The sequence below is a fragment of the Streptomyces sp. NPDC055243 genome (assembly GCF_044544025.1).
Lineage (GTDB): Bacteria > Actinomycetota > Actinomycetes > Streptomycetales > Streptomycetaceae > Streptomyces.
Genome location: NZ_JBITWR010000002.1, coordinates 32414 through 51192, shown reverse-complemented (window position 1 = coordinate 51192; position 18779 = coordinate 32414). Strand labels below are relative to the sequence as shown.

General features: G+C 71.0%; 18 protein-coding genes. 6 read left to right on the top strand and 12 right to left on the bottom strand.

Annotated elements, in window-relative coordinates; translation table 11 throughout:
- The first annotated feature begins 54 nt into the window (after window positions 1-54).
- Complete coding sequence (locus ACIGXX_RS05200; RefSeq protein ID WP_351158179.1) at window positions 55-471, top strand: ATP-binding protein; 417 nt, start codon at window positions 55-57, stop codon at window positions 469-471.
- Here ACIGXX_RS05200 and ACIGXX_RS05195 read toward each other — a convergent pair.
- The 6 genes from ACIGXX_RS05195 to ACIGXX_RS05170 form a co-directional block, all read right to left on the bottom strand.
- The gene (locus tag ACIGXX_RS05195) at window positions 452-1903 is read right to left on the bottom strand and encodes an amino acid permease (RefSeq protein WP_399972927.1); all 1452 of its coding nucleotides are present in this window, start codon (window positions 1901-1903) and stop codon (window positions 452-454) included. The genes ACIGXX_RS05200 and ACIGXX_RS05195 overlap by 20 nt on opposite strands.
- A 111-nt stretch (window positions 1904-2014) precedes the next feature.
- The gene (argF, locus tag ACIGXX_RS05190; RefSeq protein WP_399972924.1) at window positions 2015-3013 is read right to left on the bottom strand and encodes an ornithine carbamoyltransferase; all 999 of its coding nucleotides are present in this window, start codon (window positions 3011-3013) and stop codon (window positions 2015-2017) included.
- 87 nt (window positions 3014-3100) lie between these two features.
- Window positions 3101-4330, bottom strand: coding sequence for an arginine deiminase (locus ACIGXX_RS05185; protein WP_351158171.1), 1230 nt, complete (start codon window positions 4328-4330; stop codon window positions 3101-3103).
- A 124-nt stretch (window positions 4331-4454) separates the two neighbouring features.
- Window positions 4455-7055, bottom strand: coding sequence for a polynucleotide kinase-phosphatase (locus ACIGXX_RS05180; RefSeq protein WP_399972921.1), 2601 nt, complete (start codon window positions 7053-7055; stop codon window positions 4455-4457).
- Window positions 7052-8581: a 3' terminal RNA ribose 2'-O-methyltransferase Hen1 gene (locus ACIGXX_RS05175; RefSeq protein WP_399972918.1), complete on the bottom strand. Its 1530-nt coding sequence runs from the start codon at window positions 8579-8581 to the stop codon at window positions 7052-7054. Before ACIGXX_RS05175 ends, ACIGXX_RS05180 begins: the two co-directional genes overlap by 4 nt.
- Window positions 8582-8751: 170 nt before the next feature.
- Complete coding sequence (locus ACIGXX_RS05170) at window positions 8752-9204, bottom strand: cold shock domain-containing protein (RefSeq protein WP_351158162.1); 453 nt, start codon at window positions 9202-9204, stop codon at window positions 8752-8754.
- Window positions 9205-9375: 171 nt separating this feature from the next.
- Between ACIGXX_RS05170 and ACIGXX_RS05165 the strand changes: the two genes are divergently transcribed.
- Window positions 9376-10299 (top strand): LLM class F420-dependent oxidoreductase, encoded by a 924-nt coding sequence (locus ACIGXX_RS05165; protein ID WP_351158160.1) that lies wholly within the window; start codon window positions 9376-9378, stop codon window positions 10297-10299.
- A 267-nt stretch (window positions 10300-10566) separates the two neighbouring features.
- Window positions 10567-10812 carry a hypothetical protein gene (locus ACIGXX_RS05160; protein WP_351158157.1) on the top strand — a complete coding sequence of 82 codons (246 nt, stop codon included), beginning with the start codon at window positions 10567-10569 and terminating at the stop codon, window positions 10810-10812.
- Between the two features lie 65 nt (window positions 10813-10877).
- Here the strand turns inward: ACIGXX_RS05160 and ACIGXX_RS05155 are convergent, their stop codons facing one another.
- From ACIGXX_RS05155 to ACIGXX_RS05130, 6 genes are all read right to left on the bottom strand, one after another.
- A complete protein-coding gene (locus tag ACIGXX_RS05155) occupies window positions 10878-11360 on the bottom strand; it encodes a DUF6099 family protein (protein WP_366464374.1) in 483 nt (160 codons plus the stop codon).
- Between the two features lie 209 nt (window positions 11361-11569).
- A complete protein-coding gene (locus ACIGXX_RS05150; RefSeq protein WP_351158155.1) occupies window positions 11570-11893 on the bottom strand; it encodes a nucleotide pyrophosphohydrolase in 324 nt (107 codons plus the stop codon).
- Entirely contained in the window at window positions 11890-13056 is a 1167-nt protein-coding gene (locus tag ACIGXX_RS05145) for an ATP-binding protein (RefSeq protein WP_351158152.1), read from the bottom strand. The genes ACIGXX_RS05150 and ACIGXX_RS05145 overlap by 4 nt, the downstream gene beginning before the upstream one ends.
- Before the next feature lie 170 nt (window positions 13057-13226).
- Entirely contained in the window at window positions 13227-13607 is a 381-nt protein-coding gene (locus ACIGXX_RS05140) for a cell division protein SepF (protein WP_249587197.1), read from the bottom strand.
- A gap of 118 nt (window positions 13608-13725) precedes the next feature.
- Entirely contained in the window at window positions 13726-15048 is a 1323-nt protein-coding gene (gene fes, locus ACIGXX_RS05135; RefSeq protein WP_399972912.1) for an enterochelin esterase, read from the bottom strand.
- Window positions 15049-15189: 141 nt separating this feature from the next.
- A complete protein-coding gene (locus ACIGXX_RS05130) occupies window positions 15190-16344 on the bottom strand; it encodes an epoxide hydrolase family protein (protein WP_399972909.1) in 1155 nt (384 codons plus the stop codon).
- 111 nt (window positions 16345-16455) lie between these two features.
- Here ACIGXX_RS05130 and ACIGXX_RS05125 point away from each other — a divergent pair, with 111 nt between their 5' ends.
- The 3 genes from ACIGXX_RS05125 to modA all read left to right on the top strand — a co-directional run bounded on the left by ACIGXX_RS05125 (window position 16456) and on the right by modA (window position 18730).
- Window positions 16456-17325: an arylamine N-acetyltransferase gene (locus ACIGXX_RS05125; RefSeq protein WP_399972906.1), complete on the top strand. Its 870-nt coding sequence runs from the start codon at window positions 16456-16458 to the stop codon at window positions 17323-17325.
- Between the two features lie 87 nt (window positions 17326-17412).
- On the top strand, window positions 17413-17844 hold the full coding sequence (locus ACIGXX_RS05120) for a helix-turn-helix transcriptional regulator (protein WP_351158142.1): 432 nt from the start codon (window positions 17413-17415) through the stop codon (window positions 17842-17844).
- Window positions 17845-17923: 79 nt separating this feature from the next.
- Entirely contained in the window at window positions 17924-18730 is an 807-nt protein-coding gene (gene modA / locus ACIGXX_RS05115; protein WP_351158140.1) for a molybdate ABC transporter substrate-binding protein, read from the top strand.
- Window positions 18731-18779: the final 49 nt, after the last annotated feature.

The window sequence follows — 18779 nt, the reverse complement described above, 5'->3', positions numbered from 1 at the left end:
TTAAGATTCGTACGGTTGAAAGCAGGACCGCCTGCTGCCCTGATCGGACCAGCCTTGCAAGAACCTCCCGCTCCTGCCTCGTGGCGCATCGCGCTGCCGCACACCACGGCCGCCGTACCGATCGCCCGCGCGCTGGTGCGCACCGCGCTCACGGAGATCGAGTCGCCCGCCGACAGCGACACCGCCGAGCTGCTCACGGCCGAGCTGGTGGCCAACGCGGTGGAGCACACGTCGGGGAACGACCCGATAGAGCTCGTCATCGAGCTCCTGGCGAGCGGCTGCCAGGTCGAGGTCCACGACTCGAACCCGCAGCCGCCCGGTGATCTCACCAACCCGTCACCGCCCGGCGAGCCGGACCCCTGGCAGGAGCACGGGCGCGGCCTGCTCCTGATCCGCACCCTCAGCTCCTCGTGCGGTCACCGCACCACCGGCTCCGGCAAGGCGGTCTGGTTCACACTCCCCGCGGCGTAGGCGAACCGGCCTCGGCCTCTGCGGCCTTGCCCAGCCGGGAGTTGCGGCGCCCGTACAGCGCGTACACCAGCGTGCCCACCACGAGGAACACCGCGAACTGCACCCACGTCGTCCAGCCCGTGCCCCAGATCAGGTAGAGGCAGAAGCCCACGCCCAGGATCGGGCTCACGGGGTACAGCGGCACCCGGAAGGTGCGCCTCAGCTCCGGCGCCGAGCGGCGCAGCGCGAGCACCGCGACATTCACCACGACCATGATCCCCAGCGTGCCGATCGTCGTCAGGTTGACCACCACGTCCAGCGACGAGAAGGCGGCGGGGACGGCGAAGACCGCCGCGACGATCCAGGTGTTGGCGACCGGCGTCGAGGTCTTCGGCGACACGCGCTCGAAGACGCGCGGGATGAGCCCGTCGCGGGACATCGACATCAGGATGCGGGTCTGGCCGTACATCACGGCGAGCACGACGGACGCGATGGCCACGACCGCGCCGAAGGCGATGATGCCGCCGCCGATCGTCGAGTCGGTGACCTGGTTGACGACCAGGGAGAGCGCGGCGGGCTTGTCGGCGACCGCGTCCGCGCCCAGCGCGCCGATCGCCCCGAGGGCGACGGCGACGTACAGCAGCGTGGCGACGCCGATGCAGATCAGGATGGCGATCGGGATGTTGCGCCGGGGGTTCTTGACCTCTTCGCCCGCCGTGGTGATCGCGTCGAAGCCGATGAAGGAGAAGAAGGCGAGCGAGGCGCCCGCGGTGATGCCGGAGGCACCGGCGCCCGCGAAGGGGGTGAGGTTGCCGGCCTTGAACGCGGTGAACGCGATCGCCAGGAACAGCAGCAGAATCCCGATCTTGAGGATGGCCATGGCGGCCGTCGCCCGCGCGCTCTCCCGGATGCCGCGCACGAGCAGCACCGCGGCCAGCAGGATCACGACGACGGCGGGCAGGTTCACCACGCCGCCCTCGCCGGGCCCCGCGGAGAGCGCGTCGGGCAGGTGCTGGCCGGTGAGGCTTTCGAGCAGCTCGTTCAGGTACTGGCTCCAGCCGACCGCCACGGCGGAGACCGAGACGCCGTACTCCAGGAGCAGGCACCACCCGACGAGGAAGGCGGTGCGCTCGCCGAGCGAGGCGTACGCGAAGGAGTACGAGCTGCCGGAGACCGGGATCGCACCGCCCAGCTCGGCGAACGAGAAGGCGGTGAAGATGCAGGTCACGGCGGCCAGGAAGTACGAGACGGCGACCGCGGGGCCCGCCTCGGCGACGCTGTCGGAGAGGCCGACGAAGATGCCGGTGCCGACGATCGCGCCGACGCCGAAGCAGACCAGCTGGAACAGGCCCATGGTGCGCTTGAGGCCGTGGCCTTCGAGGTCGGCACCCGATTCGGCGACGAGGAGTTCGGGGGACTTGATGCGGAGTCCTGCCGGACCGGTCGTGCGCATGCGGTGGTTCTCATTTCGGTGGTGCGGGGAGCGGCTGGGGTGTGCCGCAAAAAAGCGGGGCCGGGGGAAGGTGTTCCCCGGCCCCGCCCGTGTGAGCGTGCGGTAACGCGTTCAGGCGAGCGTGGCGACGAGGACCGCCTTGATCGTGTGCAGGCGGTTCTCGGCCTCGTCGAAGACGACGGAGTGCGCCGACTCGAAGACCTCGTCGGTGACCTCCAGAGAGCTTAGACCGTGCCGCGCGTGGATCTCGCGCCCGACCTTCGTGCCCAGGTCGTGGAAGGCCGGCAGGCAGTGCAGGAACTTCACGTCGGCGTTGCCCGTCGCGCGCAGGACGTCCATCGTCACGGCGTACGGCGCGAGCGCCGCGATGCGCTCGTCCCAGACCTCCTTGGGCTCGCCCATGGAGACCCAGACGTCGGTCACGACGAAGTCGGCGCCCGCGACACCCTCGGCGACGTCCTCGCTGAGCGTGATCCGCGCACCGCTGGTCCCGGCGAGCTCGCGGGCCCGCGCCACGATCGCGTCGGCGGGCCAGTAGGCCTTCGGCGCGACGATGCGTACGTCCATGCCGAGCAGCGCGGCGGTGATCAGGTACGAGTTGCCCATGTTGAAGCGCGCGTCACCGAGATACGCGAAGGCGATCTCCGTGAGGGGCTTCGTGCTGTGCTCGGTCATCGTGAGCACGTCGGCGAGCATCTGGGTGGGATGCCAGTCGTCGGTCAGGCCGTTGTAGACGGGCACGCCCGCGTAGGCGGCGAGCTCCTCGATCCCGGGCTGGCTGTCCCCGCGGTACTCGATGCCGTCGAACATCCGGCCGAGCACGCGCGCGGTGTCCTTGACCGACTCCTTGTGCCCTATCTGCGAGCCCGAGGGGTCGAGATACGTGGTGGAGGCGCCCTGGTCGGCGGCGGCGACCTCGAAGGCACAGCGCGTACGGGTCGAGGTCTTCTCGAAGATCAGCGCGACGTTCTTGCCGCGCAGCCGCTGCGTCTCGGTCCCCGCCTTCTTGGCCGCCTTCAGCTCGGCGGCGAGATCGATCAGGCCGCGGAACTCCTCGGCGGTGAAGTCCAGCTCCTTGAGGAAGTGGCGGCCGGTGAGGTCGATGGCCATGATGGCGCTCCAGAGGCGAGTACGGGGACACGGGATTCTGGAAGTCTATACGATGCTCCACATTTCTATTCAGTGATCTCAACGCGTCTATTCAGTGATCGGATCGCGCTCCACCGGACAGCTCATGCAGCGCGGACCGCCCCGGCCTCGCCCCAGCTCGCTCCCCAGGATCTCGATCACCTCGATGCCCTCCTTGCGCAGATGCGTGTTCGTCGTCGAGTTCCGCTCGTACGCCACGACGACGCCCGGCTCCACCGCCAGGACGTTGCAACCGTCGTCCCACTGCTCCCGCTCGGCCGCGTGCACGTCCTGGGTGGCCGTGAGGACCCGGATGCCGCTCAGGCCTAGGGCCGCCGCGATGGCCCGGTGCATGTGCTCGGGCGGATGGTCGGTGACCTTCAGCTCCCGCCCGTCGACGCCCGGTTCGATGGTGTACGACGGCAGCATGCCCAGGCCCGCGTACTGCGTGAAGGTGTCGGCGTCGACCATCGTCATCACGGTGTCCAGATGCATGAACGCGCGTCTCTTCGGCATGTCCAGGGCCACGATCGTCTGCGCGGAGCCCGCGGCGAACAGCTTGTGCGCGAGCATCTCGACGGCCTGCGGCGTGGTGCGCTCGCTCATGCCGATGAGGACCGCCCCCTTGCCGATCACCAGGACGTCGCCGCCCTCGATGGTGGAGGGGTAGTCCGACTGCCCCTGGGACCACATGTGGAATTCCTCGGCCCGGAAGAGCGGGTGGTGCTGGTAGATCGCCTCGAAGTGCACGGTCTCGCGCTGCCGCGCGGGCCAGCGCATCGCGTTGATCGAGACGCCGTCGTATATCCAGGCGGAGGTGTCGCGCGTGAAGAGGTGGTTGGGCAGCGGGCCGAGCAGGAAGTCGTCCAGGTCCATGCAGTGGAAGCGCACCGACGTCGGCTCGGGGTGGCGCTCCAGGAACTCCCGCTTCGTCATCCCGCCGATCAGCGCGTCGGCGAGCTCGGCCGACGGCAACGTCTCGAACGCGGCCCGCAGATGGTCCGTCGCCAGCGGCCCGTACTCCTTCTCGTCGAAGACCCGGTCCAGGACCAGGAGGCGCGCGCCGGGCACGTCCATCGCCTCGGTCAGCAGGTCGCCGAAGAGGTGGACGGCCACCCCCCGATCGCGCAGCACGTCGGCGAATCCGTCGTGTTCCTGGCGGGCCCTGCGGACCCACAGGACGTCGTCGAAGAGCAACGCGTCCTTGTTGGTCGGCGTGAGCCGCTTGAGCTCCAGATCAGGGCGGTGCAGGATCACGCGGCGCAGCCGCCCGGCCTCGGAGTCGACATGGAATCCCATGGAGTCCATCTTTCCCCTGCCGGACGGCCGACGCCCGCTGTTGGCCAAAGCCGCGGGTTCGCGGCTGGAGCGGTGGGTTCGCGGCTAGAGCGGTGGGTTCGCGGCTAGAGCGGTGGGTTCGCGGCTAGAGCCGCGGGTCCACCGGCTCCGACTCCAGGGCCAGGACCGCGAACACCGCTTCGTGGACCCGCCACAGCGGCTCGCCCGCCGCGAGGCGGTCGAGGGCTTCGAGCCCCAGCGCGTACTCACGGATCGCGAGCGAGCGCTTGTGGCCGAGGAAGCGGCCGCGCAGCTTGTCGAGGTGGTCGGGGCGGGTGTACTCCGGGCCGTAGATGATCCGGAGATATTCGCGGCCACGGCACTTGATGCCGGGCTGCACGATCCGGCCCTTCCCGTCCCTGACCAGCGCCTCGACCGGCTTGACGACCATGCCCTCGCCGCCGCGGCCGGTCATCTCCGTCCACCAGTCGATGCCCGACTGGACCGACGCCTCGTCGCCCGTTTCCACGTACAGCCGTCGGGTGGTCTGAAGCAGGCCGGTGCCGTCGTGCTCCACCATGCGGTCGATCAGGGCGAGCTGTTCGTCGTGCGGGAGCGCGGCGAGGCTGCGGCCCTGGACGGCCAGGATCTGGAACGGCGCCAGACGCACGCCCTCCAGGCCCTCGGTCGGCCAGCAGTAGCGGCGGTAGGCGTCCGTGAAGGCGGCGGCGTCCACGGCCCGTTCGCGCTGCTTGGCCAGCAGCGCCCCGGTGTCCACGCCGCGTGCCGTCGCCGCTTCCAGGGCAGCGATCGCGCCGGGGAAGACGGCTCCGGATGCGGCGCCCACGGCCGCGTACTGCGTGCGGAGCAGGCCGGAGGCCTTGAGCGACCAGGGCATCAACTCCGCGTCGAGCAGCAGCCAGTCCGTGTCGAGCTCCTGCCACAGGCCCGCCTCGGTGACGGCGGTGCGCACGCGGCCGAGTATCTCCTCGGTGACCTCAAAATCGTCGAAGAAGGGGCGCCCGGTGCGGGTGCAGAGCGAGCCGGTGGGCCCGTCCACGCCGAAGCGCTCCCGGGCCACGTCCGCGTCACGGCACACCAGGGCCACGGCGCGCGAGCCCATGTGCTTCTCCTCGCACACGACCCGGGCGACCCCGTCCTGGGCGTACGACGCGAAGGCCTCGGCCGGGTGCTCCAAGTACCCCTCGCGCTGCGATGTCGCGGTGGGCGCCATCGTCGGCGGGAGGTAGGGAAGGAGCCGCGGGTCGACGGCGAAGCGGCTCATGACCTCGAGGGCCGCCGCCGCGTTCTCCTCGCGCACGGCGACGCGGCCGGCGTGCCCGGTCTCCACGGCGCGGCGGCCGTGCACGTCGTTCAGGTCGAGCGGCCGTCCGTCGTGACCGCCGGGCGCCTCCGTGCGCAACGGCTTGGCCGGTTCGTACCAGACCCGCTCCGCCGGTACGTCGACCAGCTCGCGCTCCGGCCAGCGCAGCGCGGTGAGCCTGCCGCCGAAGACGGCGCCGGTGTCCAGGCAGATGGTGTTGTTCAGCCAGCTCGCGGTGGGCACGGGAGTGTGGCCGTAGACCACGGCGGCGCTGCCGCGGTAGTCCTCCGCCCACGGATAGCGCACGGGCAGGCCGAACTCGTCGGTCTCGCCGGTCGTGTCGCCGTAGAGCGCGTGCGAGCGCACCCGGCCCGACGTACGACCGTGGTACTTCTCGGGCAGACCCGCGTGACAGACGACGAGCCTGCCGCCGTCGAGGACATAGTGCGAGACGAGCCCGTCCACGAACTCCCGGACGCTGGCGCGGAATTCCTCGCTCTCCGCCGCCAACTGCTCGACGGTCTCGGCGAGTCCGTGAGTGTGCTGGACCTTGCGGCCCTTGAGGTGGCGACCGAGCTTGTTCTCGTGGTTGCCCGGTACGCACAGGGCGGTGCCGCCGGCGACCATCGACATCACGCGGCGCAGCACGCCCGGGGAGTCCGGGCCGCGGTCGACGAGGTCGCCCACGAACACGGCCGTACGCCCTTCGGGGTGCGTGCCGTCGACGTAACCGAGCTTGCCGAGCAGGGTGTCCAGCTCGGCGGCGCAGCCGTGGATGTCGCCGATGATGTCGAAGGGGCCCGTAAGGTGCGAGAGGTCGTTGTAGCGCTTCTCGGTGACGATGGTGGCGCCGTCGATCTCCGCCACGCCCTTGAGGACGTGGACCTTCCTGAACCCCTCGCGCTCCAAGTGCTTGAGCGAACGGCGCAGTTCGCGCTGGTGGCGCTGGATGACGCGGCGGGGCATGCCCGCACGGTCGGCGCGCTGGGCGTTGCGAGCGGCGCAGACCTCCTCGGGCACGTCCAGGACGATGGCGATGGGCAGCACGTCGTGCTGTCTGGCCAGGTCGATCAGCTGCTTGCGGCTCTCGCTCTGCACGTTGGTCGCGTCGACGACGGTGCGGCGGCCCGCGGCGAGCCGCTTGCCCGCGATGTAGTGCAGGACGTCGAAGGCGTCGCCGCTCGCGCCCTGGTCGTTCTCGTCGTCGGCGACGAGGCCGCGGCAGAAGTCGCTGGAGAGCACCTCGGTGGGCTTGAAGTGCCTGCGGCCGAAGGTGGACTTGCCGGAGCCGGTGGCACCGACGAGGACGACGAGGGAGAGGTCGGTGACGGGCAGCACGCGCCCCGGCTGGGTGGCTTCGGCGCTGGAGCCAGTGCTGTTGCTGGAGCCAGTGCTGTTGCTGGAGCTGGATTCCTTCGTCATGCCGCCTGCACCTCCTTGGCGTTCTCGTCGTTCTTGCTGGTCTGGTCGGTCTTGCCGGCCTTGTCGGTCTGGTCGGTCTGGTCGGACCGCGTGAACACGGCCATCTGCGTCGGCGGCCCCACCTCGGGGTCGTCGACCCCGATCGGCACGAACTCCACGTCGTACCCGTGCCGTTCACCTACCTGGCCGGCCCAGCCGCGGAACTCCTCGCGCGTCCACTCGAACCGGTGGTCGCCGTGCCGGACATGCCCGGCGGGGAGCGTCTCCCAGCGGACGTTGTACTCGACGTTCGGTGTCGTCACGAGCACGGTGCGCGGCCGTGCGGAGCCGAACACCGCGTACTCCAGGGCGGGCAGCCGCTCCACGTCGAGGTGCTCGATGACCTCGCTGAGCACGGCGGCGTCGTACCCCTTGAGCCGCTTGTCCGTGTACGCGAGCGAGCCCTGGAAGAGCTTGACGCGCTCGGCCTGCCGCTCGCCCATGCGGTCCAGTTTCAGCCGCCGCGACGCGACGGTCAGCGCCCGCATCGACACGTCGACACCGGCGATCTCGGTGAACCGCGTGTCCTTGAGCAGCGCCTGCACCAACTGGCCCTGACCGCACCCGAGGTCGAGCACGCGCCCGGCACCGGCACCGGTCAGCGCCGCGAGGATCGCCTCGCGGCGCAGCACGGCGAGCGGGGTCGGCGTGTCCTCCGTGTCGCTCTCCTCGTCGACCGCGTTGTCGATGTCGTCGACGTCCGTGTCGTCCGCGTCCGCGAGCCGCACCAGTTCGAGCCGCTGCATGGCCTCCTGGGTGAGCGACCAGCGCCGCGCCAGATAGCGGCTGGTGATGAGCTTGTGCTCCGGGTGTCCCGCGAGCCAGCCCTCACCGGCGCGCAGCAGCTTGTCGACCTCGTCGGGCGAGACCCAGTAGTGCTTGGCGTCGTCGAGCACGGGGAGCAGGACATAGAGGTGCCGAAGCGCCTCGCCCAGGGTCAACTTCCCGTCCGGCACGTCGAGTACGAGATGGACGTACCGAGATTCGCCCCACTCCGGGAACTGCTCGTCCAGCGGAATCCGCGTCACCGTGGCCGTCCAGCCCAACGGCTCGAACAGCTTGTGCACCAGGTCGGCCCCGCCGCGCGCGGGCAGCGCGGGTATCTCGATGCGCAGCGGCAGCGGCTGCCCCGCCCGCTCGGGCCGTGCGGTGCACACCCCGCGCATCGCGCTGGAGAACACCGCGCTCAGCGCCACGGCGAGCAGCGACGAAGCGGCGTAGGGCCGATCGTTCACATACTGCGCGAGCGCCGCGTCGGGCGCACCGCCCCGCCCCTTGCCCTTGCCCCGCTTCACCAGTGCCACGGGATCCACCTCGAGCAGCAGCGCGGCCGTGCAACGCTCCACGGACGCCTCGGGGTAGAGGACGTGCGCGGTGCCGTACGAGGTGGAGAACGCCTGCGCCTTCTCGGGATGCTTGTGCAGCAGGAACCCGAGGTCGGTCGCGGGGCTCTCAGGGGTACCGGAGGTACTGATCGTCAGGAACACGGATTTGCCTCGAAACGCAATCTGAACTGCGGAAACTTACGGTTGCGGCTCCAGCGCGCCTCTAGACCGTACAGCGAACATCACCGACACCCTCAGGGGTTTTTCGCTCCCCCTTCGATCCCCGCTGGCTCCCCCTCGGCCCTCCTCCCCCGGCCCTTCTCCCCCGGCCCTCAGCCCTCGACCCAGCCGTGGCTCTTGCCGTGCTGCACCAGTTGTTCGCGCAGCTGCTTGATCTGCTCGCCGGTCATCCACGGAGCCGTGCTCAGCAACAGCTCGGTCAGCTCGAACGAGTACTCCGCGACGCTGAGCACATCGCAGGTGGGCTCCTCACCGTCGTCGAACCCCGCCGCGGCGGCCGCCTGAATCGACGGAGGCACCTGGGCGCGGACCGCGAACGGCGCCCCCGTCACTGCCTGCGCCCCCTTGGGGAGGCGGACGGACGACGCCTTGGGCCCGCGCTCGCCCTCCTCGATCTCGAACTCGACCTGCGCCCCCGTGTACACCAAAGGCTCCGGAATCAGCAGATCGTTGGCGTGCAGGAACACGTCTTCCCCGCCGTGCTCCGGGGCGATGAACCCATATCCCCGCGCGCCGTCGAACCGGACAACCCTGCCAGCGACCATCTCGACCTCAACCTCAACACCATCTCCGGACCCCTCGCCCGGACAGCCAGTGCCGAAGCCTAACCTCCGCACCCGGGCGCCGGACCGGCCCAGCGCGCCCCTCGGGCGGGCGGTGGCAACACGGCTCGTGCGGGACTGAACCTGGCTCCGGCAGCCGGGCAAGATAGCTGCATGGACCTTCGAATCTTCACCGAACCGCAGCAGGGTGCGACCTACGAGACGCTCCTGCGCGTCGCCAAGGCCACCGAGGACCTCGGCTACAGCGCCTTCTTCCGCTCCGACCACTACCTCGTGATGGGCTCCTCCGACGGCCTGCCCGGTCCCACGGACGCCTGGATCACCCTCGCCGGACTGGCCCGTGAGACCCAGCGGATCAGGCTCGGCACCCTGATGACCGCGGGCACCTTCCGGCTGCCCGGCGTCCTGGCGATCCAGGTCGCGCAGGTCGACCAGATGTCGGGCGGCCGCATCGAGCTCGGCCTCGGCTCGGGGTGGTACGAGGCGGAGCACTCCGCGTACGGAATCCCCTTCCCGAAGGAGAAGTTCGGGCGCCTGGAGGAGCAACTCGCCATTGTCACGGGCCTGTGGGAGACCCCGGTCGGCAAGACCTTCACCTTCGACGGCACCTACTACCAGCTCTCCGATTCCCCCGCCCTTCCCAAGCCCGCGCAGCCCAAGGTGCCCGTCCTCATCGGCGGACACGGCGCCAAGCGGACACCCGCCCTCGCGGCCCGCTACGCCGGCGAGTTCAACATTCCCTTTGCCTCTCTCCCCGATACCGAGCAGCAGTTCAAGCGCGTGCGCGCCGCCGCGGAGGAGATCGGCCGCAAGGCCGATGACCTCACCTACTCCAACGCCCTGGTGGCCTGCGTCGGCAAGACGGACGCGGAGGTGAAGCGCCGCGCCGACGCGATCGGGCGCGAGGTGGAGGACCTGAAGGCGAACGGGCTCGCCGGTTCTCCCGCGGAGGTCGTCGAGAAGATCGCCGCCTACCAGGCCGTCGGCTCGCAGCGCATGTATCTCCAGATCCTCGACCTGGACGACCTGGACCACCTGGAGCTGATCTCCTCGCAGGTCATGCCGCAGCTGACCTGACCGCGACGCGACCGGCCCCGGTGGAGTCGACCTCCAGCGCACTCCCGTCAACTCCGCCGGCCGCGCCGGTCCTGCGCGGCCCCGGCCGGGTGAAATTCCGTCAACCCGGCATCCGGTGTGGCCCCGCCCCAGTGACCCGCCGCCGCCGGTGATCGTTGGCTCGGGCGGAGCCGGACCGCCCGGCCCTCGCACCGGCGGCCGCTGCTGGTGCGTCGCTTGCATCAGCTGCCCTCCACCACCGGGAGGGCGAGGGCCGAGGAGGCCGTCATGTCCCACGAAGCCGTACCCGATCAGGAGGCCGAGCGCGAAACGTCCGTGCCCGAGCAGGGACCACCCAGCCTGCTCCAGCAGATGGAGGAGCTGATGGCCGCGCTCAACGCGGATCTGACGCAGCTCGACGCGGATCTTCAGCAGCCCACGGCGACCGGCGATCCGCAGCAGCCCACGCCGGCCGGCGACACCGCGCCCCCCGCCCCTCGTCCGCCCGTGGGCGACGAGTCCGCCCGCTCCTGACGGCACCGGCACTCCCCGGGCGCCTGTGTCACTCAGCCGTCCGCGGCTCCCGGCACAGCGCCGGATCATGGCGACCCCGCCGCCGAGTCGGGCTCGGGCAGGCTCTGTTCGCGCACCGCGAGCCTGCGCAGCATCTCGAGCACCCGGTCCCTCGACTCGTCGGCGGCGTCGATCCCCTCCATGCACTGCCAGTACACCCCCTCGTCGTCCGCGCCCATGGCCACGCCGACGAGCGCGATGCCCACCTCGCCGAGCAGTTCGTCGAGGCCCCGCAACACCTCGTACGCCTGGCCGATGTCCGTCAGGCGCGCCGCCCGCACGTCCTCCTTCCCCAGCCCCAGGGTGTCGAGGACCCCGCAGCCCCTGCCGCCGACTTCGCTCAGGCCGAGCGCCTCGCCCCGCAGCTCCGGTGGCCCCGCTATCGCGAGCCGACTGCCGATCACCTGCGCGAGGGCCTGGGACTGCCACACCTCGGCCAGGATGTCCGACGGTTCCTGGCTCCGCGCCAGAGCGTGCCTGCTCGCTTCGATGAGCCGCATCGCCTCCATGCGCACCCCCACCCATCCCGCGCGCAGCCGCCGCACGTTCGCCCGAACTCCCTTGTCCACTACCCACAGTGAGTGCCAGCGGAGCGAAAAGCCAGAGCAACCCGGAAATCTGTGGACAAGTTATCGACTGTGGACAACACGTCCACTCCGGAGAGTGACGGATCTTCGGGCCGGATGTCCTCGGAGCGTCCCCGAAACAGGCCCCGACCTCACGTCGCCGGAAAGCGCCGCTCGTTCCGGTCGATCTTCGCGGCGAGCGCCGCGAGGGCGTCGATGCCCAACACCTCGCAGAACTGGAGCAGATAGGCGAGCACGTCGGCGACCTCGTCCGCCACCCGGTGCGCCGAGTCCGGGTCGTCCATCACCCGTGCCGATTCGTCGGGCGTCAACCACTGGAAGATCTCGACCAGTTCGGAGGCCTCCACGCTGAGCGCCGCGGCCAGGTTCTTGGGCGTGTGGTACTGCTCCCAGTCCCGCTTCGCCGCGAAGTCGGCCAGCCGCTGCTGCAGTCCCGCTACATCAAGTTCAGTCACGGCTCCAGGTCTACCACCGCGGCCCCGCCCACTTCGGCGGCCCACGACGCGTCGCTGACCGTCCCGACCAGACGGATGTGCCCGCGCTCGCAGGTGCGCGCCGCCAGTTCGGCCAGTGCGCGCTTCTGCCGCCGGTCCAGGAAGTGGTCGAGGCCGTCGGCGAGCACGGTGAGGTTCTGGTACGCCGACGGCACCTCGGCCACCGGGTCCACCTCGAGCACTCCGGGCCCGGTGAGCAGCACCAGGGCGAGCGCCAGGTATCTCAACTCGCCGTCCCCGAGCCGCCCGACCGGTGACCTGATCCCGCCGCCCCGGTCGATGAGCGCGTGGACCGAACCGTCGTCGGCCACCTCCGCGAACACGTCGGCGACCGGCCCCGCGCACCCCTCCCGCACCGCCGCCACCAGCCGCGCATGACGGTTGCCGCACTCCTGCTTCGTACGGAGAAGGACCTCGGCGAGGTTGTCGCAGCCGCTCAACAGGCGCCCCGCGCCGATCAGTCCAGGGGGCACGGGCAGCCGCATGAGGCCGGGCCGGGGAGCGCACGGGAACACCGAGCGCAGCGCGACCACCACCTGCTCGGTCGCCGCGAGCACCAGGCGTTGTCCCTCGGTCTTGCCCGCGACCCGCAGCGGGAGCAGCGCCGTGCCGAGCCGGTCGTCCGGCAGGGGGCCGCGGGTCACCGGCGTCGCGCCCGCCGTGTGCCAGGCCGCCTGCACCGCGCGCCGCCCAGGATCACGCAGCGCCGTCTCGAGGAGGGTGAGCCCGCCCCGGGTCAGCCGCTCGCCCACGACGCGCAGTTCGGGCTCGGCCTGTACGGCGACGTCGAGCCGCACCGCTCCGACGGGGCCGTCGACCGTGCAGCCGATCCGGAATCCGCGCCGCTGCTGGCCGTCGCCCCGCGCGCGATCGGGCACGCAGGCCACGGGATCGGCGAAGACGTCGACAAGTTCCTCGCCCGCACCGAGCCGCGCCAGCGCCTCGTACGCGGCGAGCGCGGTGGACTTGCCGCTCCCGCTCGGGCCCGCGACGAGGGTCAGCGGGCCGAGCGGGAAGACGGCGCCCCGGTGCGAGGCGTAGGCCGAGAGCCGCAGTTCGGTGACGCGGCTCCGGTCCGGACCCGACGGCGGCTCGGCGACCGTCTCCGGAAGGTGCTCAGACATGTCCGGAAGGTAGGCGCCGACGGAACCGGTGAACCGTTCCGCCCAAGTGACCTTCCTACGAATGAGGGATTCCCGGCGGAGCCGCTCCGGCGCCGCCCGCGGGCGGCTACGCGCCGGGCCCGTACCCCTGCCGCGGTTTCCACCCCAGCTGTTCCGCTACGACGGTTCCGCTACGACTGCGCCGCCTCGACGAGCCCCTGCACCTCGGTGCCGGGAGGCGCGAGCAGGAAGACGTTCTTGTCGACGCGGTGCATCCCGCAGCCGAGGCCGAGGACCACGCCGCTGCTGAAGTCCAGGACGCGCTTGGCGACTTCCGTCTCGGCCCCGGTCAGGTCGAGCAGCACCGGGATCTGCGCCATCACGGTCTCCGCGACCTCGCGGGCGTCGGCGAAAATGTTCACCCGCATCACCACAAAACGCCGCCGCGCCTCGGTCTCCGCGTCGGGCATCGCGCGGTGTCCGGGCCAGGACGGCCATTCGTTGCGGCTGCGCAGTGGTACGACCTGGGCGAGCCCTTCCCACTGTTCATCGGTGACGTCGTGGCTGTTCAACGCTCCACCCCGTCCTGGCTCGCACTCGATATCTGCACTGGCTCATTCTTACGCGACCTCACCCGTTCGGCCCAACAGCGACACGGGGCGGGCCGACCAGTGTGCCAGGGCCGGCGGGTCAGTGTCCCAGGAGTCCCACAAGCCCTTCGGCCAGGCAGCCGCGCCAACAGGCCCAGTCATGACCGCCGTTGTACTCACCCAGGGTCACCGGACAGCCGCGCGATCGCAGGTTCTCGTACAGATCGCGATGGTGATCAAGAATTTCTTCCTCGCGCAGTCCGACCTCCAGGCGCACGGTGACGGGCCGGGACGCGTCGATGTCCAGGCGTGCGACGGGCGCGGACTGGGACAGGACGTTGCCGAACCGCTCCGGCCGCAGGAATCCCGCGTACAGGGAGGTCAGTCCGGCCAGGCCCTGGCCGGAGACGAGCGTGCGCGCGGGGTCGGTGGTGAGGGGCCAGCGGCCCGCCGCCCACGGCAGAAGTTCGTCGGCGAGGAAACCCACATGGCGCTCGTGCGCGTCCAGCTCACGGCGGCGCGTGTCCCGGTCGACGGCGTCCGGGGCGAGGACGGCGAGCGGCGGCAGGGCTCCGTCGGCGATGAGGGCGTCCAGTGTGTCCTGGAAGGCGAGCCGCCCGAACCACATGTCGCCGTCGCACAGCACGAGCACCGGCAGTTCGGCCGCGTGGCCGCCCGGCGGGAGGTAGGCCCACACGTCCCGCTCCGCGCCGAGCGCCCCCGCGGGCAGCCGGTGCCTCTCGACCCTTCCCCGGGGCACTCCGGGACGGGGCTCGGTCCACTCGGTCCACGCCCGCGCGGGCGCCCGCGGGAGCTCGAAGACGGAGGTGGCGCGGTCCGTCCAACGTCCCTGCATCTTGTGGGGGTTGAGCGGGTCGGGCGCGGCGTGCGCGGACAGCGAGAGCAGGCGTTGCTGGAGCGGCGCGGCGGCCGCGGGCGGTTCGCCGGGCGAAATGTCGGCGGCCATGCGGTACGAGCCGCGGTGGTCGGCGCGCAGCCGGTAGGTGAGGTGCCAGATGTCCGTGCCGGGCAGCGGGCTCAGCAGGGACGCGGCGAGGTCGGCACGGTCCGCGATGCCCTCGGCGAGCAGCAGGACCTGCCGGGTGGCGCGGTGGCCGCGCCACAGGAACGTCGCGGCGCAGTGGTCCGGGTCGCCCTCGACGGCCTCGATCAGGGGGGTGCCGCGGCGCGCGGCGTCCGCCCAGAACTCCTCCAGGATGGCGTTTCGTTCGGCTTCGAAGGCTTCGGAGGCGGCGGAGGCTGGGGAGGCTTCGAAGCCTCCGGAGGCCGCAGAGGCATCGGCGACACCGGCGGCATCTGCGGCACCGGCCACGCGAGCCGCGACGCGTTCGACGCAGGGCGCGGCGCCCGGGAGCCTGCGGGGCGCCGCGTCGGACGCGAGCACCCCCGTCGTCACACTCATCCGCACACGAAGAGGACCCGCATCGTTCCCCGCCTTCCTGGTCCAGCACGCCAATATCAACTTAGCTTAGCCTAACCTAAGCGAGCGCGAGACGTGGAGGCAGCGCGGAGGCGGTGAAGGCAGTGAAGGCAGGCGCCAGGATCAGCCCCTCAGCGGCCGGAAGAACGTCCGCAGCTCCTGAGCCACCTGTTCCGGCTCCTCGTGCGCCATGAAGTGCCCGCCCCGCTGCGGCGTGCTCCAGTGGCGCAGGTCGGTGAAGGCGCGCTCGGCCAGGCTCCTGGGGTAGCCCGCGAACGCCGGTTCATGGCTCAAGGTGATGGCTCCGGGGACGGTGATGGGCGGCACCGGCCTGTTCCGGGGGTAGTCGTAGTACTGCCTGAAGGACGAGCCGATGCTGCCGGTGGCCCAGTACAGGGTCGCGACGGTGAGCAGGGTGTCCTTGTCCCAGCGGGCCTCCAGGTCGCCGCCGCAGTCGCTCCAGTCGCGGTACTTGTCGGCGATCCAGGCCACGAGCCCGGCAGGTGAGTCCGCCAGGGCCGCGGCGATCGTGTCGGGGCGGGTGCACATGATCTCGCTGTAGCCCTGGTCGCCCGCGTCGTAGGCGGCAAGCGCGTCGAGGTACGACTGCTCCTGCGCGGTCGGCGGCTCCTCCGTGAACTGTTCCGTGATCACCGCGGAGGTCACGTGCACCCCGGCCACCTCGCGCGGGTAGAGGGCGCCGAGCCACTGCGTCACACCGCCGCCGATGTCACCGCCGAAGGCCCCGAAGCGTTCGTAGCCCAGGGTCTCGGTCATCAGCTCGTGCCAGATCTCGGCGACGCCCCTGCGCGTGAAGGGCTCGCGCGGCAGTTCGGAGTGGAGGAACCCGGGCAGCGAGGGGATGACCACGTCGAAGGCGTCGGCCGGGTCGCCGCCGTGCGCGGCAGGGTCGGCCAGACGCCCCGCGACCCGCAGCATCTCCACGAAGCTGCTCGGCCAGCCGTGACTCAGGACCAGCGGAAGCGGCGCGGGGGCGCCTTCGGGGCGGCGGCCCCGCAGATGCACGAAGTGCACGCGCCGTCCGGCGACTTCGGCGACGTACTGGGGAAAGGCGTTGAGCGCGGCTTCGGCCGCGCGCCAGTCGAACGCGTCGGCCCAGTAGGCGACGAGGTCGCGCAGATAGGCGGGGTCGACGCCCGCCGCCCAGTACGTGGAGTCGGAGGGCTGGGTGAAGAGGGTGCGCTTCAGGCGCGTACGCAGGTCGTTCAGGACGTCGTCGGAGACGGAGGTCCGGAAGGGAGCGGGGTCGGCGGTCATGGTTCCTTCGGTGCGGGAGGCAGGGGCCGCCACGGCTCCCGGTCGGCAGCGACGCGGCGGGCAGGCAGGCAGCAGGCAGGCCCATGATGCGCGACGCGCAAGAATCTGCCCATGGATTTTGATCAGACGGATGCCTACCTGCGCCGCATCGGCGCCGAGCGCCCCGCCGCCCCCACCACGCGGGCGCTGCACGACCTGCACCTGGCGCACCTGCGCGCCGTCCCGTTCGAGAACCTCTCCGTCCACCTCGACGAGGACATCGAACTCACCGCGGGCTCCCTGGTCGCCAAGGTCGTCGGCGCCCACCGGGGCGGCTTCTGCTACGAACTCAACGGCGCCTTCGCCGCGCTGCTCACCGCCGTCGGCTACGAGGTCACCCTGTTGCAGGCCCGGGTGTACGACGCCTCCGGGCAGCCCGGAATCCCCTACGACCACCTGGCGTTGCGCGTGCTCACCGCCGACGGGGGCGACTGGCTCGCAGACGTCGGCTTCGGCACCCACAGCCACTTCCCGCTGGCCTTCGGCGAACGCGGCGACCAGTCGGACCCCGGCGGCACCTTCCGCATCGCCGAGACCGCCGAAGGCGATCTGGACGTCAGCAGGGACGGCAAGGCGCAGTACGTGGTCGACCGGCGCCCGCGCGCCCTGGCCGACTTCACGTCCGGCGCCTGGTGGCACCGCACCTCGCCCCGGTCCCACTTCACGCGGTCCTTGGTCTGCTCGCTGCTCACCGGGACCGGCCGGATCACCCTCAGCGGCCGCACCCTCACCACGACGGAGGCCGGTGAGCGCCACGCCGTCGAACTGACCACGGACGCCGACGTGCTGGAGGCGTACGACAAGCACTTCGGCATCACGCTGGCGCAGGTGCCGCACGTGAAGAAGACCGTGTCTTCGGACTCCCCGGACTCCCCGGACGCCCCGGACTCCCCGGACGCCCCGGACGCCCCGGACTCTCCGGGCGGCGCCACCGCCTCTTGACGCTTCCTCCAAGGGGGGTGGCATCTGCCATGGGCAATCACCTGAAAGTGTTGTAGATGCCAGGTGAGGCGGCTTATCGTGTCGCGCATGCAGTCCTACACGATCGGACAGGCAGCGCGTCTGCTCGGCGTCAGCCCCGACACCGCCCGCCGCTGGGCGGACGCCGGACGGGTCACGACCCACCGGGACGAGAGCGGCCGTCGGCTCATCGACGGCCGCGATCTCGCCGCGTTCTCCGTCGAGGTCGCACAGGGCCAGGGGCAGGCGCAGGGGCAGGCGCAGGCACAAGGGGGCAACGGCGAGGACGACGTCCCCTACACCTCGGCCCGCAACGCCTTTCCCGGCATCGTCACCGCCGTAAAGCTCGGCGACGTCGCGGCCCAGGTCGAGATCCAGGCAGGTCCGCACCGGCTCGTCTCGCTCCTGACCCGGGAGGCCGTGGAGGAGCTCGGTCTGGAGGTCGGCATGCGGGCCACCGCCCGCGTGAAATCCACCAGCGTGCACATCGACCGCACCTGACCCCTGGTCCGCACCCCAGGGTCCGCAACCACGGGCCGGACCGCGCCGCCGGCCTCGCCCCCAAGGAGTTTCCACGCTCATGTCCCTCGCTCTCCCCCCCGCCCGGCGCCGCACCGCCGCCGCCGTCCTGACGGCCGCCCTGCTCGTCCCGCTCGCCGCCTGCGGCAACGAGGACGACACAAACGACAGCGGCGAGAAGGCCGCCGGCGCCGCCGCCCCGAAGGCCGACCTGACGGTGCTCGCCGCCTCCTCGCTCACCGACGTCTTCGAGACCGCCGGCGCGGCGTACGAGAAGGAGAACCCGGGGACGAAGGTCAACTTCTCCTTCGCCGGGTCCCAGGAACTGGCCGCCCAGGTCAAGCAGGGCGCCCCGGCCGACGCCCTGGTCACCGCCGACACCAAGACCATGGACGGTCTGGGGTCCGACACCGGGACCCCCTCCGTCATCGCCAAGAACCGCCTGGTCATCGCCGTCGGCGAGGGCAACCCGAAGAAGGTCGCCGAGCTGAAGGACCTCTCCGACAGCAAGCTGAAGGTCGTCCTCGCCGCGGCCGAGGTGCCGGTCGGCCGCTACAGCCAGCAGATCCTGGACGACCAGAAGATCGACGTGAAGCCGGTCTCGCAGGAGCCCAACGTCCGCGCGGTCCTGAGCAAGGTCGAGCTGGGCGAGGCGGACGCCGGGCTCGTCTACAAGACCGATGCGGCGACCGCCCCCAAGAAGGTCGACGCGATCAAGATCCCCGACGGCCAGAACGCGATCGCCGACTACCCTGCGGCCACCCTGAAGACGTCGAAGCACGCGGACGCCGCGTCGGCGTTCGTGAAGTGGCTCTCCACGCCCGCGGCGCAGAAGATCCTTCAGGACGCGGGCTTCGAGAAGCCGTAGCCCCCGCACGCCGAGGTGAGGGGGCCGACCGCCTCCCCGGTCGGGGCGC

Bases quoted from the DNA above. Each gene is read 5' to 3' on its own strand.
- ACIGXX_RS05195 (WP_399972927.1), bottom strand. From the start codon at position 1,903: ATGCGCACGACCGGTCCGGCAGGACTCCGCATCAAGTCCCCCGAACTC.
- argF (WP_399972924.1), bottom strand. From the start codon at position 3,013: ATGGCCATCGACCTCACCGGCCGCCACTTCCTCAAGGAGCTGGACTTC.
- ACIGXX_RS05185 (WP_351158171.1), bottom strand. From the start codon at position 4,330: ATGGGATTCCATGTCGACTCCGAGGCCGGGCGGCTGCGCCGCGTGATC.
- ACIGXX_RS05180 (WP_399972921.1), bottom strand. From the start codon at position 7,055: ATGACGAAGGAATCCAGCTCCAGCAACAGCACTGGCTCCAGCAACAGC.
- ACIGXX_RS05170 (WP_351158162.1), bottom strand. From the start codon at position 9,204: ATGGTCGCTGGCAGGGTTGTCCGGTTCGACGGCGCGCGGGGATATGGG.
- ACIGXX_RS05165 (WP_351158160.1), top strand. From the start codon at position 9,376: ATGGACCTTCGAATCTTCACCGAACCGCAGCAGGGTGCGACCTACGAG.
- ACIGXX_RS05160 (WP_351158157.1), top strand. From the start codon at position 10,567: ATGTCCCACGAAGCCGTACCCGATCAGGAGGCCGAGCGCGAAACGTCC.
- ACIGXX_RS05155 (WP_366464374.1), bottom strand. From the start codon at position 11,360: ATGGAGGCGATGCGGCTCATCGAAGCGAGCAGGCACGCTCTGGCGCGG.
- ACIGXX_RS05145 (WP_351158152.1), bottom strand. From the start codon at position 13,056: ATGTCTGAGCACCTTCCGGAGACGGTCGCCGAGCCGCCGTCGGGTCCG.
- fes (WP_399972912.1), bottom strand. From the start codon at position 15,048: ATGAGTGTGACGACGGGGGTGCTCGCGTCCGACGCGGCGCCCCGCAGG.
- ACIGXX_RS05130 (WP_399972909.1), bottom strand. From the start codon at position 16,344: ATGACCGCCGACCCCGCTCCCTTCCGGACCTCCGTCTCCGACGACGTC.
- ACIGXX_RS05125 (WP_399972906.1), top strand. From the start codon at position 16,456: ATGGATTTTGATCAGACGGATGCCTACCTGCGCCGCATCGGCGCCGAG.
- ACIGXX_RS05120 (WP_351158142.1), top strand. From the start codon at position 17,413: ATGCAGTCCTACACGATCGGACAGGCAGCGCGTCTGCTCGGCGTCAGC.
- modA (WP_351158140.1), top strand. From the start codon at position 17,924: ATGTCCCTCGCTCTCCCCCCCGCCCGGCGCCGCACCGCCGCCGCCGTC.